At 60.0% G+C, this 16,860-nt stretch carries 13 protein-coding genes; 10 read left to right on the forward strand and 3 right to left on the reverse strand.

Annotated elements, in window-relative coordinates:
* Positions 1-12 precede the first annotated feature (12 nt).
* The 7 genes from UB90_RS10410 (at position 13) to UB90_RS10440 (ending at position 7,925) form a co-directional block, all read left to right on the forward strand.
* Positions 13-4,275, forward strand: coding sequence for a bifunctional class I SAM-dependent methyltransferase/DEAD/DEAH box helicase (locus tag UB90_RS10410; RefSeq protein WP_065331690.1), 4,263 nt, complete (start codon positions 13-15; stop codon positions 4,273-4,275).
* Positions 4,276-4,396: 121 nt separating this feature from the next.
* Positions 4,397-4,783, forward strand: a complete 387-nt coding sequence (locus UB90_RS10415) for a DUF6878 family protein (RefSeq protein WP_065331689.1) — start codon at positions 4,397-4,399, stop codon at positions 4,781-4,783.
* A gap of 1 nt (position 4,784) precedes the next feature.
* Positions 4,785-5,246, forward strand: a complete 462-nt coding sequence (locus UB90_RS10420) for a DUF6915 family protein (protein ID WP_065331688.1) — start codon at positions 4,785-4,787, stop codon at positions 5,244-5,246.
* 100 nt (positions 5,247-5,346) lie between these two features.
* A complete protein-coding gene (locus tag UB90_RS10425; RefSeq protein WP_065331687.1) occupies positions 5,347-5,649 on the forward strand; it encodes a hypothetical protein in 303 nt (100 codons plus the stop codon).
* A gap of 126 nt (positions 5,650-5,775) precedes the next feature.
* On the forward strand, positions 5,776-6,504 hold the full coding sequence (locus UB90_RS10430; protein ID WP_065331686.1) for a DUF736 family protein: 729 nt from the start codon (positions 5,776-5,778) through the stop codon (positions 6,502-6,504).
* Positions 6,505-6,659: 155 nt separating this feature from the next.
* Entirely contained in the window at positions 6,660-7,196 is a 537-nt protein-coding gene (locus UB90_RS10435; protein WP_228711382.1) for a hypothetical protein, read from the forward strand.
* 147 nt (positions 7,197-7,343) lie between these two features.
* A complete protein-coding gene (locus UB90_RS10440; protein WP_040610019.1) occupies positions 7,344-7,925 on the forward strand; it encodes a rhomboid family intramembrane serine protease in 582 nt (193 codons plus the stop codon).
* A 254-nt stretch (positions 7,926-8,179) separates the two neighbouring features.
* Here UB90_RS10440 and UB90_RS10445 read toward each other — a convergent pair whose 3' ends face one another.
* From UB90_RS10445 to UB90_RS10455, 3 genes are all read right to left on the reverse strand, one after another.
* The gene (locus tag UB90_RS10445) at positions 8,180-9,625 is read right to left on the reverse strand and encodes an IS1182 family transposase (RefSeq protein ID WP_065331940.1); all 1,446 of its coding nucleotides are present in this window, start codon (positions 9,623-9,625) and stop codon (positions 8,180-8,182) included.
* Between the two features lie 100 nt (positions 9,626-9,725).
* A complete protein-coding gene (locus tag UB90_RS10450; protein WP_228711384.1) occupies positions 9,726-10,532 on the reverse strand; it encodes an abortive infection family protein in 807 nt (268 codons plus the stop codon).
* Positions 10,533-10,612: 80 nt separating this feature from the next.
* Positions 10,613-12,643 (reverse strand): ATP-binding protein, encoded by a 2,031-nt coding sequence (locus UB90_RS10455; RefSeq protein WP_207517346.1) that lies wholly within the window; start codon positions 12,641-12,643, stop codon positions 10,613-10,615.
* Between the two features lie 762 nt (positions 12,644-13,405).
* Here UB90_RS10455 and UB90_RS10465 point away from each other — a divergent pair.
* The 3 genes from UB90_RS10465 to UB90_RS10475 all read left to right on the forward strand — a co-directional run bounded on the left by UB90_RS10465 (position 13,406) and on the right by UB90_RS10475 (position 16,230).
* Positions 13,406-14,335, forward strand: a complete 930-nt coding sequence (locus UB90_RS10465; RefSeq protein ID WP_065331804.1) for a DUF2493 domain-containing protein — start codon at positions 13,406-13,408, stop codon at positions 14,333-14,335.
* A gap of 132 nt (positions 14,336-14,467) precedes the next feature.
* On the forward strand, positions 14,468-15,484 hold the full coding sequence (locus UB90_RS10470; protein ID WP_241389327.1) for a nucleotidyltransferase family protein: 1,017 nt from the start codon (positions 14,468-14,470) through the stop codon (positions 15,482-15,484).
* A gap of 539 nt (positions 15,485-16,023) precedes the next feature.
* A complete protein-coding gene (locus UB90_RS10475; protein ID WP_007120662.1) occupies positions 16,024-16,230 on the forward strand; it encodes a hypothetical protein in 207 nt (68 codons plus the stop codon).
* The last annotated feature ends 630 nt before the right edge of the window (positions 16,231-16,860 follow it).

The following is a 16,860-nucleotide window of genomic DNA, read 5'->3' on the forward strand; positions in this document are numbered from 1 at the left end:
AGGAAAATCCCCATGTCCAAACCCAAACTGGCAAACCCGGCTCTCGCAATCTCCGAAGCCGATCTCGCCTCTGCGCTAGCGCTAATCGGCGCGGAGTTCGACCACCAACCCCTGCGCAGCTCAGCGCTCGCGCGCATCATGCGCGAGACGTTTCATGGCAGCGATGCCGGCGGTGCCTGGGACTGGCGCATGGCCTATGACCTGATGCAGGCCGCGGCCGTCCAGGTGCTGCTGCGTGGGGCCGACGCGGCAGGTGACATCGCTGCTGCAAAGCTGCTTGCCTCACGGCTGCTGACGGAAACCCGCCGGTCAGAGCAGCAGATCCGGCTGCAGCAGTTTTCCACGCCAATGCCATTTTCCGCCTTGGCTGTGCGGGCGGCTGCGGTCCGCAAGGGCGAGACCGTTCTGGAGCCCTCGGCTGGCACCGGTGCCCTGGCAGTTTTCGCTGCCCGGGCCGGTGCCACCCTTGTGCTCAACGAGATCGACCCCTTTCGCCAGAGCCTTTTGCGCGCGGTCTTTGGCGGCGATGTGACGGGCCATGACGGTGAGCATATCGACGATCTGCTGCAGACGCCGGTTCTACCCGACGTCGTGGTGATGAACCCGCCCTTTGCCTCCTCGGTCGATCGCTCGCGAGACAAGCACATCGCTGCCAAACATCTCATTGCGGCCGCGAAGCGCCTGGCACCCGGTGGGCGGCTGGTGGCGATCATGCCGCCGGGGTTCAGCCCCGAACGTGATGGCGCGCATTGGTCGCGCGCCTGCGGTCTCCTGACGCCGCGACTGGCGTTGACGATACCGGGGCAGGTCTACCGCAAGCTCGGCACCTCGGTGGAAACCCAACTGATGGTCTTCGACAAGGTGCAGGAGGACGGCGAGATGATCCGCGCCGCGGTTCAGGATCTGGAGGAAGCCCTTCCTTTTGTTGACACCATGGCCGCAAACCGGCCTGAGACGCGCCCAGTCCAACGGGCGGCGACAAACCCTCATGCGCGATCGGTCGGTCCACTACTTGTCACGCGCAAGCGCCCAGTTGCCAAAGTTGCGGCGTCCAACGCTCAGACCAACGCCGCCATACCGCTCACTTTCACAAGCCTTGAGGCCCCGCGCGACAACACGCCCGTCTCGGACATCTATGCGCGCTACCGTCCGCAGCGGATCGAGATCGCGGGTGCGCAAGAACATCCCACGCCGCTCGTCGAAAGCATCGCCATGGCCTCGGTTGCCCCGCCCATGCCCTCAAACACGGGCAGTGATGACTTGCGTCTGCCCGCCAGGCTGATCGAGGAGGGACATCTCTCAGAGGCACAGCTGGAAACCATCATCATGGCGCATGATGCCCATGGGCGTGATTTGCCAGGCCGGTTCACGATCGATGACGACCAGACAAAGCTGACGCGTGCCGATGATGACCCGTATGCGTGTCACTATCGCCTCGGGTATTTCCTCGGCGACGGCACCGGTTGTGGCAAGGGCCGCGAATGCGCGGGGCTCATTCTCGTGAACTGGCTTTTCGGGCGCAGGAAGGCGATCTGGGTCTCCAAATCCGCCACGCTTATCGAGGACGCGATCCGCGACTGGACCGATCTCGGCGGCTCGCCTGCCGACATTCAGCCACTTTCCAAATGGAAACCCGATCAGCCCGTCCCGATGGGCGACGGAATCCTCTTCGTCACCTACGCCACGCTGCGGTCCGCGGGCAAATGCGGTACCACGCGACTGAGCCAGGTTCTCGACTGGATGGGTGAAGACTTCGAAGGCGTCCTCGCATTTGATGAAGCCCATGCCATGCAGAATGCGGCAGGGTCCGAGCAGGGCAGGGGGGTCAAACCCTCCCAGCAGGGCCTTGCGGGCCTGCGGCTGCAACTGGCCGCACCGCGTGCCCGCGTCTTCTACATCTCGGCCACGGGTGCCACGAGCGTGCACAACCTGGCCTATGCCGCGCGGCTGGGGCTCTGGGGGCAGGGCCCCGAATACCCCTTCCCGAGCCGTGAGAGTTTCGTCTCGGCAATGGAAGCCGGCGGCGTGGCTGCCATGGAGGTGGTCGCGCGCGATCTCAAGACGCTTGGCCTCTACACGGCCCGCGCCCTCAGTTTTGATGGGGTGGAGTATGACGTACTCGGACACGCGCTCACCCCGGCCCAGATCGAGATCTACGATGCATACGCGGGTGCGTTTCGGACGATCCACCACAATCTCGAGGCGGCGCTGACGGCGACCGGTGTCAACGATGCCTCGGGGGAGACCAACGCCTCCGCCGCACGTGCCTCGGCCAAGTCCCGTTTTGAGAGCACGAAGCAGCGCTTCTTCAATCATCTGCTGATGGGCATGAAGGCACCGACCATCATCCGCGCGATCGAGGATGATCTGGCAACGGGCCACGCGTGCGTCATCCAGGTGGTTTCGACCGGCGAGAGCCTGCTGAAACGTCGGCTTGAAACGATGGACGCGGAAGACGAGCTCGTCGAGGGTGCCTTGACGCCGCGCGACTATGTTCTGGGCTACCTGGAACAGGCCTTCCCGATCCATGCGCAAAAGCTGGTCGAGATCGACGGTAACATGGTGGCGGAACCCTTGCGGGATGAGACCGGCGCGCTCGTTGTCTCGCGCGAGGCGCTCGCCCTGCGCGATGCGGCCATGATGGAGTTGATGACGCTGGCGCCGATTCCCTCGGCGCTCGACCAGATCCTCTGGGCCTTTGGCGACGAGGCAGTGGCCGAAGTGACAGGGCGGTCTATCCGGCCCCTCAAGGCCGAGGATGGCCATCTCTTCATCGAAAAGCGCGCCGCCAGCAGCAATTCCTCCGAGACCCAGGCCTTCATGGATGGCGAGAAGGATATCCTGATCTTCTCGGATGCGGGTGGCACGGGCCGGTCCTACCATGCGGCCCAAATGGCGAAGAACCAGAAACGGCGGCGGCACTATCTTCTGGAGCCCGGCTGGCGCGCCGATGCGGCCATCCAGGGGCTCGGGCGCACGCATCGCTCGGCGCAGGTCAGCGCGCCCTTCTTCCGGGTCTGCACCTCGGATGTGCATGGCGAAAAGCGTTTCACCTCGACGATCGCCAAGCGCCTCGACCAGCTAGGGGCCTTGACCAAGGGTCAGCGCGAGACCGGCTCGCAAGGCATGTTCCGCGAGGAGGATAATCTGGAAAGCCCGATCGCACGGGCAGCTTTGCGTGGGTATTTCGCCGATCTAGCCGCCGGGCGCGCCGAGGCGATGAGCTTTGAGAGCTTCACCGACTGGACGGCCCTGCGGCTGATCGACAAGGACGGGGTACTGCTCGAGGAGCTGCCGCCGATCCAGCGGTTTCTGAACCGGGTGCTTGCCCTTCCCATCCACATGCAGAACGCACTCTTTGCGGAGTTCATGGCGAGAATATCCGATCAGACGGAACGGGCGCGCGCGGCGGGCACGCTCGATCTCGGCGTCGAAACCCTGCGCGGCGAAAACATCGAACAGGTCTCCACCGAAGACCTCTGGACCTGCCCGAAATCCGGTGCGGTCACGCGGATCATCGGGCTCGAGGTGACGGACCCGGTCCGTGTGCTGTCGGCGGATGGCGCCCTGTCGCGCAACCCCGACAAGCTGCCGATGGTCAATCGCGCCTCCGGCCGCGCGGCGCTCATCTCGGCGCGGCCAATGCAGATGTATGACGAAGATATCGTCACCCTCATGCGCAAGGCCGTGCGGCCCAACGGGTCGAGCTATCTCGAGGAGGTGCGTTTCGCGTCCTCGGCCTGGGAAGAGATCGGCAAGCCCGAGTTCTCACGGCTTTGGGATGCCGAGGCTGCGTCCCTGCCGAATACCACCACGACCAAGCTCTACCTGCTGACCGGGCTGCTGTTGCCGATCTGGAAGGACATTCCGACCACGAATGAACGCATCTTCAGGGTCACGCCTGACGGGGCAACCGCGATGATTGGGCGCACGCTGAGCGAAGAAGGGGCGGCCGCGCTGCGCGCCCGCTTCCTCGTCTCCAACCCGGAAACACCGCAAGAGATGCTGACCGCCGCCCTCGGCACCACCGCACCGGTCGATCTGGGCCGGGGTCTCACCCTGACCCGTCGCCGTGTCGCAGGCGAGATACGCCTCGAGCTGGGCGGTGCGGATCTGGGTATGATCGAAAGCCTCAAAGCGCTTGGCTGTTTCACCGAGATCATCGCCTTCCAGTTGCGGGTGTTCCTCCCGCATGGGGACGGTGTCGACACGGTCAGCATTCTGGCCCGGATCGTTGGGCAGGGAACCACCAAGGCGGCAGAACAAGCCGCCTGAAAAGCCAAAGCGGGCTTTGGGTCGGGCGTCGCGGATCGGGGTTTGGCCGGTCTGCGCTTTCCGGGCCCGCGCTGACCAATGCGACGCCTGGCCCCCCAACTTCTGACAAGAGGACAGACCCATGACCAATCCCCAGATCGACTATGCCGCAATGGCGGCTCAGTGGCGCGCCGAGCGCGAAACCACCCTGAAAGCAACCCGAGCGGAACTGATCGCGCAATTGCGCGCGCTTGGCATCAACGAGGTCACCGCCGAATACGAAGGCTATGGCGACTCTGGCAATGTCGAGGACGTGAATGTGCAGCCTGCGGAGGTCAAACTGCCGGAAGCGCTTGTCACCGCCGTGGGCGATTTCGCCTGGTCACTCGCCTATCACCATCATCCGGGGTTCGAGAACAACGAGGGCGGCTACGGCACGCTGACCTGGGACATTGCAGCAGACAGCATCACCCTCGATCACGCCGACCGCTATGTCGAATGCTCGCACAGCTATGACGAGGGGCTTTGATATGGCGCATCCGCTTCATCATGCCGAAAGCTCGGCCCGAAAATTCGGCGGGGTGCCGTCTGACTATCAGGCCATCCACGATTGGTTCGATGCCTCGAAAGAGCACCTGGCGCTCTTCACGCACAGGGCGCTTCGCCACCATACCCAAGGTCTGTTCGATGCTGAACGTGTCTTCGGTCTGACCCTGACCAATAGCGCAGGTCGGGACATCCCCGTGCGCTGGATCGGCGAGCAGCATATCCGTGAAGACTGCCAAGGCCGTATCCCGAGTATGGCGGACTGGCTGCGACGCATACAGCCTGAGCCATGGATGGCCAATGGCCATATCGAGCAGCACCTCAGCGGGGAGCCCTGCGGTGATCCAAGGGTTGCCTGGGCCTCCGAGGTCGCCGCCGGACGAACGGTTCTTGGCCTGAAAGATTGGATGGCGGCGCGCGCGACGCAAGCCACGCAAAGCGCCTGACAGCTCTCGGTCGTTTGCCCAACGAATGCTGCGCGTAAGCCCTGTTGGACGACCGGGCTTCTTGCGTCGTTTCCCCACTATTGTTCTTGAGGAGGAGTGCATGACACTCGAAGATATCAAAGCGGCCGTCGATGCCGGGCAGACCGTGCACTGGGCCAATACCGGCTACGTTGTCCACAAGGACCGGCTGGGTCAGTACCTGATCACCTATGTGCTGAACGGCAGCTGCATCGGCCTGACCGACAGGGGCGGGCAAAGGTTGAACGGGGAAGAGGCGGAGTTCTTCCTCGCGCGATCGGAGGACGGCGCGGAAAATCCTGGCAGCCAATCAAGACCACACGGGCAGGGGAGGGGCGTAGCACCCGGAGGCGCGGGGGCACATCCACTCGGACGGCAGCGCTGAGCCGGGGGCGGGGCATAAAGGGAAAGCAAGCTTTCTGATTTGTGACCCTAGGAGGGGTCGAGAAAGCAATCCCGGATGCGCTGGCAAGAACGTCAGGCACTGGCCAATCCAAGAAGGAACTATCCCATGTTCGCAGGAACCCTCACCCGCAACGTCGAGACCGCAGCCGCCGAATACACCGGCATGATCCATTCGACGCGCTTTGACATCGCCATCCAGCTCGAGGCACGGGCCAAGATGTCCGCGCGCAGCCCGGATTTTGACGTGACGGCCGTCAACAAATCAGGCCGCAAGGTGCGCATCGGCACGGCCTGGAACGAGACCGGCAATACCAGCGGTAACCCCTACATCTCGATGCAGATCGATGTCGGCTTGGGTCCGTTCCGGGTCAACGCGGTGCAGACGAACGAGGCGCGCGCGGCCCAGAGCGGCGCGTTCGAGATCATCCCGCTGGTCTCGAACGGCCTGATGAAATCCGGCTCGATCTCGGGCGAGCTCACCGCCATGGACGCCGACAACGCCTTCACCGGCTACATCGCCAACATGATGTTCGATCTGGAGTTCATGCTGATCGAAAACAGCTACAAGACCGAGGAGACCCACCCCGACTACCGGATCGAGGTCAGCTCGCCCCGGGGCACACCGATCCGCGTCGGCTCGGCCTGGATGGCCAAGAGCAGCCGCACGGGCAATGACTACCTGTCGCTTCTGATCAACACGCCCGATGGCGACCTGCGCGTGAACGCCGTGCAGAACGAAGAGCAGCGCGGTGGCCAGACTTTCTCGATCATTCCGTTCATCGACAGCGGTGATCAAGCGCAAGACGCGGGCGCGGGGCTGTCGCTGGTTGCCTGATCAGCGCGCGGGGTGAGACGATCTGAACCGAAAGGGGAGCCGTGGGATCACGGTTCCCCTTTTTCCATGTCCGTTTGCGTCAAGGACGCCACCCGCTTGCGATCTGCTGACTATGATATACGATAATATATTATTGAATGGACAAGGGTAGGCGCATGGTGGCGAGACTGGGAAAAGCTCCGTGGTTCGAGAGCTTTGATGTAGACGCAGAGGTTGCAGAGCTTCTTGCTCATATCGAGCGTTGCACCGGATTTGCGCTGCCTGAACGACAGCGTGATGTCCTCATGACCCATGCAAGGGCAAAGCTCGACAGGACAAGGCAGGCAGTTCTGGAGGCCAAGGCTGCGGGAAAGCCGGTGTCCACATCGCGCCGCGCCTATCTGACCGACCTGCAGGACACGATCTTCATGGCGATCCCGGAAGAGAACCTCGCGCGGATGCTTCTGAGCGAGCAGGTTGTGAACGATCCATCATTTTACGCGGACGCCATGCACCGTGCCGCTGCGATCAGCGAGGATGAGCTATTCATGGCGCTGTCCTCTTCGCTGAAAGACATGACAGTTCAAGACGCCCGCGCGTTCGTCTCCAAACTTTGGCACGGCACGATTGACGACAATGCCCGCAAATATGCCGAAGCGTTGAAGCGCCCCGAGCGTGAAATCATGCCGCTGCGGCCTGGGAACACCGTGTAAGATCGGAGCCATTCTCTTGGCTTGAGCACTACCGAGGTTGGCCGCCGCGACCCCCTTTCCCGGAGGTGGCACCCTGTGCAGCGCGCGAAAGCCGTTGAAGGCGCTGTGGGGACGACTACTGTCGCCAACATGATGAAACGGGATCACATGCGCGTCTTCTTCCGGCGAACCGCGGCGCTTGCCGCCTTTGTCGCGCTGCTCTGGGCGGTTCAGGTTGTCAATTGGATCACCGGTTACGGCCTGAACCCGGCCTTCGGCCTGATCCCCAGGCATGGCAGCGGGTTGGATGGTGTCATCGCTATGCCCCTCCTGCATGGGAGCTTCTCGCACCTGATGGCCAACACGCCGCCGCTCCTGGTGATGGGTGGACTGCTGGTGGCAACAACCACGCGAGCCTTGCTGTCCGTGAACGCCGTGGTGATCGGCCTTGGGGGCGGTCTCGTGTGGTTGTTCGGCGGCTCGGCGATCCATATCGGTGCGTCGGGGCTGATCTTCGGCTGGTTTGGCTTCCTCATCGCGCGCGGTCTTGTGGATCGCTCCCCGATCACGCTGGGCGCGGCACTGGTGGTCGGTGTCCTCTATGGCTCTATTATCTGGGGCGTTCTTCCGGGCCAACCCGGCGTGTCGTGGGAGGCACATCTCTTCGGCGCCATCGCGGGCGCGGGCGCTGCGTTCCTAATCCGAACGCATGTACATGCGCCGCGCCTCGGCGGCGTCGATCTGAACTGAAGCCGTACGCCAGACGTGGTCGGCCCCGAACTGCCGTTTATCCTTCAATCTGATTGCCGCATTTGCAGCCCGCAAAGCGGAGAGGCTGTGTGGAAACTGGCTGGTGTTGCCCAGCTTTCCCCGAGTTTGGGTCTTGGAGCGTGATTTGCCAATCGGTTCAATTGGAAACTTCAGGCTCGGCCAGGATTCCGCCTCTGCGGCGCTCTGGGTCAGTTTCCCTTTTCAAGAAGCCGTTTTTGCCAAAGCATCGCGGATTAGGCCCTCATCGCGGCAATCAGGGCTGGGATGCCGATGATCTTCATGACGCGGGTCATATTGTAGGCAAGAACGTGCAGGGCCATCTCGGTGGCGACGTTTTTCAGCCGCCTCATCTTGAAGTGCGTCGCACCCATCCATGACTTGATCGTGCCGTAGGGGTGTTCGACCGTCATGCTGCGCACAGCCAGTTGGGTGGGATCCTTGTCCAGGCGCTGTTGAACACGTTCCAGAACATCTTCATGTTCCCACCTACGGATGCGACGTTCTTTGCTGTTCGTGCATTTGTATTTGAGCACGCAACCCTCGCAGTGGCTGGACCAGTAGGTCCGGATCGCTTTGCCGTCTTGCTGACCCGTGAACCGATAGATCAGTTGTTGGCCTGCCGGGCAGATGTAAGCGTCAGCCGCAGCGTCGTAGGCAAAATCGGCTTTGTCGAACTGCCCGCGCGCACCAGCATTCGATGTTTGAGGTTTGGGGACAACGACCGCGATACCGGCCTCTTCGCAGGCCAGGATTTCTTCACTCTTGTAGTACCCCTTGTCCGCGATGACCTCGATCTGATCTGTGGCCATCGCATCGCGGGCGGCCACCGCCATCATCGACAAAGCATCCCTGTCATAACCCTGCATGGTGACTTCATGGGCGACGATAAGGTGGTTATCTGCCTCCACCGCCGTTTGGACGTTGTATCCCACGACGCGCGGCATGCGGGACGTTGTCGCCATGGAGCGCGCATCGGGATCACTCAGCGACACCTGTGCCTCGCCCGTTTCATCCATGCGTCTCTCGATCGATCTGTAGCGACAGGCTTCCTTTTGCAGATGTTCCAGCTTTCGCAGGGTGCGTTCCATGCGCGCTTCGGGCAATACCGTTCCGGTCTGCTCAAACACCTCGTCGGCGCGATCCAACTCACCCAGATATCGTTCAATCGCCTTGTCAATCTCGCCCAGCTTCTGACGCAGCTTGCCACGCGTGTAGTTCTTGGCCTTCGCATTCACCGCCTTGAACCGGCTGCCATCGATAGCAACGAGGGTCCCATCCAGCAGGTTGATGTCGCGACATAGCGCGACGAACTGCTGACAGACCTTGCGGATCGCGGGGCCGTTATCCCTGCGGAAGTCCGCAATTGTCTTGAAGTCCGGCTTCAAACGGCCCGTCAGCCAAATGAGCTCCAAGTTGCGCCCGCACTCACGCTCCAATCGCCGCGATGACTGGACCTGATTGAGATAGCCGTACAGGTAAATTCGCAGCATCAGCCCCGGATGATAGCCGGGTCGACCCGTCGCAGCGGGCGACGCGCTGAAGCCCAGCACGGCAAGATCAAGCATCTCAACGAACGCATCAATCGCTCGAACTGCGCTGTCTTCACCCACGTAGTCGTTAAGGCATTCAGGCAGCAACATCGCCTGATGTCGATCAATGCCCTCAATAAACTGACCCATAAAATGCCTCCGCACCGAATGCAGAAATCATACCATCATTCAGATCAGCAAGGGAGTTTTCACACAGCCTCCGGACGTTGCCGACGGGGGCTAACCTCAATCAATCCTCGAAAAAGCGCCCGTCAATAGCCTTGGAGAACCGCAAGAACGCAGTCACGCTGTCGAAGACAAAACGAGCTTCCTCCATCTGCACGAGGTCAGGATTGTCATGCGCAAACGACTGATCGTTGCGGATTGGATTCAGCGCCTCGAAGACGCTGATGGAGCTTTTGACAATGCGCTCTGAGATGGGATTAAGGTTCTTCTCTTCGCGGAGGATTTTAACGTATTTTGCGACCCGCGCATGAAGGGCATCGTCCTTCCCGCAATCTTCGCCACCATGCTTGCGGACAAGAGAGGCAAAACGCTTCATGCAGTAGGTATGAAGGCGGTCAAGCGCCGCTTGGGGTTTGTTTGCATCCAGGTCACGGCGGATTGAAGCAACCAATTCTTCCAATGTCTCGTTCGGCTCGAAAGTCTCAATGGCAGAGGCATCAATTGCATCCGTACGCCCCTCGATCCGTGCGACAGTAGAAAAATACGATTCTTTAAGTTTGTCTTCATTCCGCGCATCTTGTGCAAACTCTATCGCCTCCCGATACTCCCAGAGTTCGCGCAGGATTTTTGCCACTAACGTGGGCTGAGCACGTTCGACAAACGCTCGCAATCTTTTCGCTTTCGATGTTCCTCGCCCGCTAAAGAGCTGCGACTGATCTTCCGGATCGATGGCAATGGTCTCATAGAAGAAGTCGTTGAAAGTGCGATCGCTGAAATCTAGAACATATCCGCCTTCCATCCCCAATGCCTGCTCGAGCGCTTCGCGTTCATGCCGCGGTATCAACTTTTCATATGTATTTCGGCCTATCATGCTTTGCAGACACCTAAGTGGGATAAGACAATCGAGAGGGGCCACCAGTAGTCGCCCGTTTTTACAGTGCGATTGAACGACTATTGCGCTGCCGATAGTGTGCCCTTCGACTTCCGGTCAAAGTTTGAGCGTCCCTCCAGCATGCTGACGAACGCCTCATTGCGGTTGCTGGCTCGGTCAATCAGCCTATCAAACGCCAGAACTTCAATAATGAGATTCAGCTCTCGGTAGTAACGATAGGCCATCTGCCCACCGAAATTGGTGCGGATGAAGTCTTCCGTTTTCAAATAGCGCTCAAGCTTATCGTTCCAATCCGCCAAGATGTATCCGCGCACCATAGATGTAGCATCAATAGAGATTTCGCGACCGCCTGAAGTGATGACCTTGCCCCGCTCACGGATGTCCAAGACTTGGTTCTTCAACTGGTCTACTGGGTTCTTGGTGTCGGCCTCTTTGGTGCTATCATAGTCCTTTTTCTGGGGACGCTTCATTTCTACAATCATAAGCTCATCGTCATTGTTTATGAGCAAATCGTGCGCAAACTCGCCCTTGCGCCTCGCATTACCTTCCGGTGTTCGATCACTTGAAATGTAGCGTGCATAGGCCAAGTCATCGTCAATCAGCCAAAGATTGTGAGACGCATAGTCGATTTGCTCACTGTCTCTGTATCGTGGATAAATCAGTTTGTGCACCTTATCTTCGGTCGCCAACCCATCATCATCTTTGTTGAGCAACTGGCGAAATACTTGGATCACATTGTTCCGATATGCAACGTAGACCGCCAACGCTTCTTTGGCATCTTCCGGTATCTTGTCTCGTACGAGCCGCACAAGATCTTCGACACTTGTTTCTTCACTCAGTTTGGTGAAATCGAATTTCTGTCGGAAGCGTTCGACGAACAAATCTTGTGCCAATTGTTCGCGGGTTTCCGTGATGCCACGTTTCTTGACAAACTCTTCGCTGGTCTTTCCTCCCAAGCCGCGCCTTAGAAGCGGATCAATCGCAATCAGGTGGTCAACGTGTTCCTTCATCTTTAGACGCCGATCGGACGTATACGTCTGCTCAAGGTCCAAGATGTGGGCTTTAGCCATTGCAATCAGGTGGTCCTTAATCGACTTCTTGGTTTTGTTGTGGTGAATCTTAGCGTGCAGGTTTGTGATCCGATCACGCGACTGAGAAGACTTAAAGAAATCGCTGGAAACAGCTACTAAGTAGTAATACCGGAATTCTTCTTCACCTTTCATTTCGGTGAATGGATTCGAATTCAGGCCAGACGAAATGTTTTCCAGATCACTTGCCGCACGGTTGTTCGCATAGAAATACAATCGGTGCTTCTTGGCATGCTCTTCACCAACTTTGAAATAGTCAAAAGTGATTTCAACAGTCTCAGTTCCGATGACTACTTCCTCTTTGCGACTACCACCGACCGCCAGAGACTCGTGGAAATACTTGTAAAGGTTGAACGTTGCTCCCTGGATGGTCAGAACGAAGTGCTTCGGCACTTTTTTCTGAATGAACTCGATAAGGAAGTGATCCAATACCGCAGAGACAATATCTTCTGCGGTGTGATTGTGCTTCCGGTCTTTGCCTTCCAAAACGAAATAGTCTTCAAAATCCGCCTTTGGCGAGCGCATGGATACCGTTACCCCGCAGTCGTGCGGGTGCGCCCCGGCACCGTCTGTCTCTTTTACCACAATTAGATTGTCATCGTTCGAGAACGGATCGTAACGATAACAACCCTTCGTCAGCATCCCGTCGGGTTTCTTTTGCCCTGATGAATAGAAGACCTGGCTGTAGACCTTGAATGCCATGAAGCGTCCAAAGCCCTTGCCGCCACGCTCATACTTGTTTCCCGTAAGGGGCGTCAGGAACGCCGATAGGTTTGCTTCATCGAAACCACTGCCGTTGTCTTTAATCGTGACTTCGCGCGCTTGATCGTCAAAGGTGACGTCCAAGCGGCCTTTATCTTCTAAATCGTTTTCCCACCTGTCTTCTATTGAGTGAAAGGCATTGGAAATTGCCTCATACATGGGGAATAGGAAGCCTTGCAGTCCATCCGGTAATGTGGCGCGCTTAACTTCGGCAGTTAAATCAATCGTCTTATGCTTCAAATGGAGCACCTTTCATGTATTTGGTCGTGCGTCAGTGAAGAGCTTGGCCCGGTCCACCCCTTGATACCACGAGGTTTGGGCCGGACCAATGTCCGTTCCCCATTCCTATGAATGTTGATTTGTCCCCTCGATGAAAGTCCGCTCCCCGACCATCACCTCGAATGCCTGGACAAGCAATCCCTATAGTCGGCAGCGTAATTCCTGCACATCAATCGTGGCCAGAGCCTTACGGCCTCCCCTGCTCGGCTTCGCGTGTCGCAGGGGAGAACGGCCCTTCGGTCCGTCGCGCATTCGGCCATGCGGCCTCACCGCGGCGTCGCACCCGGCATCCCGGTTTGCCCGCCTCACGAGCACGTCCCTCCCCGGCCGCTCCGCCGGATTGCGCTCTGGTCTGTTTTGCGGGGCAAAACGATCCCGCCGCTGCATCCGTCTCCCGCGTCCGGTCGGGCCGTTTGCCTGCTCGTGTCGGGCAAACCTACCGTCAAAACACACACACATGAGTGTGGAAGCATATCCTCCGGATGGCCCCCAAATCAGCCCGCGTCAAGGATCGCAAAACTTTTCGGCGAGGGCGGGGTCTGTGGCGTTGGGCGGTCCCGTGCGTGAGCGCGCGCGTGTGTCGGGTGCTGCGCGCGGAAAACTTTTGCGCCCGGCAAGCCGGCGGCTGCGCCGTCCCTGACCCGGGCAGATTCGGAAACCAGACATTCGGCCATGCCCCCACACTCACGTGGTGGCTCTATAACCGAACACTGGAGACCAGACATGGCTTACGACACCGCAAACACCTACGAGACCATCGAACTTTTCGGACTGACCGAGAAGGACGCACAGCTGCCGATCCCGGAAGATCACGTCCTGACCGACCACATCATCCGCGAAAGCTTCGAGGCTCTGCTCGGTCCGCTGCGTGGGACCGGGCTCGAGGCAGAAATCGAACCGCTGGCCCATGGGTTGGCGACGATACTGCAGCGGCGCAAGGTGGCACTTGGCAAGGAGATCGACCGCACCGCCGACAAAATCGGCGCGCTGGCAAAATCCCATGACGGATCGGAGATCGCCGAGACCGCGCTCGAAGAAGCGCAGGCGCGCTTTCTGCAGCTGCGCGAGGTCGTCAGCGCCATCGAGGTGATGAGCGAGGCTGCGGCGGAATGCTACGAGATCGAGACGGGCCACGCCTTCATCCCGGCATCCGGGTCGCGCGCAAGCGTCCGGGCGCAAGAAACCGGGGCGGTCTTCGAGGCGCGGCAGCTCCTGGAGCAGCATGACCGCGAAACCGCTGAAAAGTCGAAAGTCGAGGGGGTGCCCCTGATCGTCTCGGGCGCCACCGACTGGACTGATGTTGATGTGATCTTCAACACGCTCGACAAGGTTCGGGAGCGGATAAGGCAGAACCGCAATCAGGAGATCTTCCTCTGCCACAAGGGTGGCAAGCACGGGGCGGAGATGATCGCGGCTCGGTGGGCTCGCGCACGGGGTGTCGCACAAGCGCGTTTCGATCCGCGCTGGTCCGCGCATGGGCGGGCGGCACCGTTCAAGTGCAACGACGAGATGCTGGACGACAAGTTCGCGGCGACGGGGGTTGTGCTCTTCGGCGGCAACGGGGTCGCGCTGAACCTCGGGCAGAAGGCGGAAGCGAAAGGCCTGACGGTCATGCGGGTTGCTGACCTGGCGAAGAAGGCGTCGCAGGATTGAAGAGAGAGGGTCGCCTTCGGGCGGCCCTTTCGTCGTTTCTTATGGGTGTGGACGTTCTCCAAATCACTTTGCCTAGCAATTTCCTGTTTTGATAGGTATATGAATGCCAAGCAAAACTTGGAAATGATAGGCATGACCCCACTCAGCAGCATCGCGATGAGCGCCTATACCGACCTGGTGCGTCTTCTGAAGGACGACGCCTTGTCCGGTGTCGAAGGCAAGCCCACACTCAAGGAGCGTGGGGATAAGGCCTATTGGTATGCCGCGCGCCGTGTCGGGACGGAGATGCGGTTCATCTATATCGGCGAAGACAGCGACGAGACGCGCGCGCGCATCGACCGGATCGAAGAGCTGCGCGCAACGGCCAAGGATCGGCAGGCGGAACGGTCGCGGCTTGTTCGGCTCTTGCGTGCGGAAGGCATGACGCCCATCGACCGGGCGACCGGTTCCATCCTGTCGGCCATGGCCGCAGCCGGGACCTTCCGTTTGGGTGGCACCATCGTCGGAACCAATGCATTTCGCCTCTATGAAGGCGAGCTTGGTATCCGTCTGCCAATTGGCGGTATGGCCAATACTGGCGACATCGACATCGCGCAGTTCGAGAAGCTCAGCGTTGCGTTGCAGGATCAGGTCGACCCGGGTCTTGCCGAGACGTTCTCAGCGCTCAAATTCGATCCTCTGCCAGCTCTTGACCAAGGTCGGACATGGCGATGGGCCCAGGGTGGCAGCGGCCAACTGGTCGAGTTCCTGACACCGGCGTTCGGGGATGAGACCATCCGTGATCTGCCAGCATTGGGCGTGAACGCCCAAGGATTGAACTATCTCAACTTCCTGATCGCTGAGCCGATCCACGCGGCGGCGATCTATAGATCCGGCGTTCTGGTGCAGGTGCCCCGCCCGGAGCGTTATGCAGTCCACAAACTGATCATTGCCGACCGGCGCCGCGATGGGGCAGGGAGCCTGAAATCCGCGAAGGACCGCGAGCAGGCGGCTTTCCTTATCGAAGCGATGGCCGAGGACCGGCCCGATGATCTGGCTCGGGCCTATGCCACCGCAATGGAGGTTGGGCCGCGCTGGCGGGAACACATCGGCAACTCGCTGAAGCGAATGCCTGATACCAGGGGGATGCTCGACAGCTTGGGCGCGTGATGGCCATAACCGGGTCGCCTTCGGGCGGTCCTTTCGTCAAATCTCATGGCGCGTGCGATCGGTCACACTTGATCTGCATCTCACGGCGTCCAGCACCGTCATCCCTCTACCCAGCCCGTCAGAGTTCGGCCCATCCGCATCGGTACGGGCTGGGGATGGTGCGCACCTAGCACATCGTCAGCAGCGCAAGACGCGAGGGGTCGAGACGTCGCACTTGAGGCTGAAGCCCTGCTCGACCCTCGGGTGGTGTCGCGGAACATCGCATCCACGCGGGCGGGCGTCATCAGCACCCCGGCCAGGTTCGGCAGGACGTGGACGCGGATGGTGGCGACTGCGTGATGGCACAGGTCAATCGGGTCCCTCCTTTTTGCTATGCATGTGGATCGCACGGGGTCGGCCCGTTCGTGCCCTCAGCTCACGCTTCGGCAAGCACAAATACGGTTTCCACGGCGGGGCCGCGGATCCTCCGCATTTGCGCTTGCGACCGGTCCTCTTGCCCCCGTGCTGGGTGATCCTCATCGCAATAAGGAGTAACCCAAATGACCAACCACTACGTCGCCACCGTTCCCGTCAAGTTCACCGATACCGATGGCCAGGAGCGCACCCGATTCCAACGCGTGGGCGCCATGTTCCGCAACACCCGCAACGGGGACGGCTCGGAGTTCTTCAGCCTCAAGCTCGACTTCCCGGTCGCGGTCTCGGAGCTGGTGATGTTCCCACCGAGCGCGAAAGATCCCCAGGACTAAATCCTCTGGCGAGGATGGGCCGCCCCAGGACGATCTTGGGGCGGCCCGATCCCTGTTCCAGGGATGCCGTGTCCGGCGGTCAGTTCGCCCGAGGTGACCTCCTCTTGGTGCCGGTCGCTGCGCGCGCAACGGACGATCGCCGCTCGGAATGATCAGGCCGCGACAGACCGGCCAGTCAGCCTCAAGGGGGACCATCCACAAAAACCTATCGGCCAAGGCCTCCCGGTTTTTGCGGCAGAGATTTGGCGGAGCCAAATCTGGCCCTCCTTGACCCTGCCTGTCCGCCCTGTCGGTGGGGTTTGCGCCCGCCCGCGGTTCCGTCCGAACACTTGGTGTTCGGCCAGACCTGCGGGCGGTGCTGGGGAAGGGGGCCTATTGGACAGGTGGGTCGCCCGGTGGCGAGGGGGCAGGCCCGCGTCCCTGCGGTCTGCGGGGGAAGCGGACACCAAGGCTGCCTGAGCTCGAATTCAACGTAAGTATATAATTGACAGCGCGGTATATTATTGTAAGGTGGGGGCAGCCTTGGTGGAAGGTGGCAGGAAATAGGGGGTCTGTTGATTGTCACTGAGAACTGACCCGGTATTTTCACCGAGATTTGACCCACCCTCAGTTATGCGCTTTGGTCTATGA

The organism is Tritonibacter mobilis (assembly GCF_001681715.1).
GTDB lineage: Bacteria > Pseudomonadota > Alphaproteobacteria > Rhodobacterales > Rhodobacteraceae > Epibacterium > Epibacterium mobile.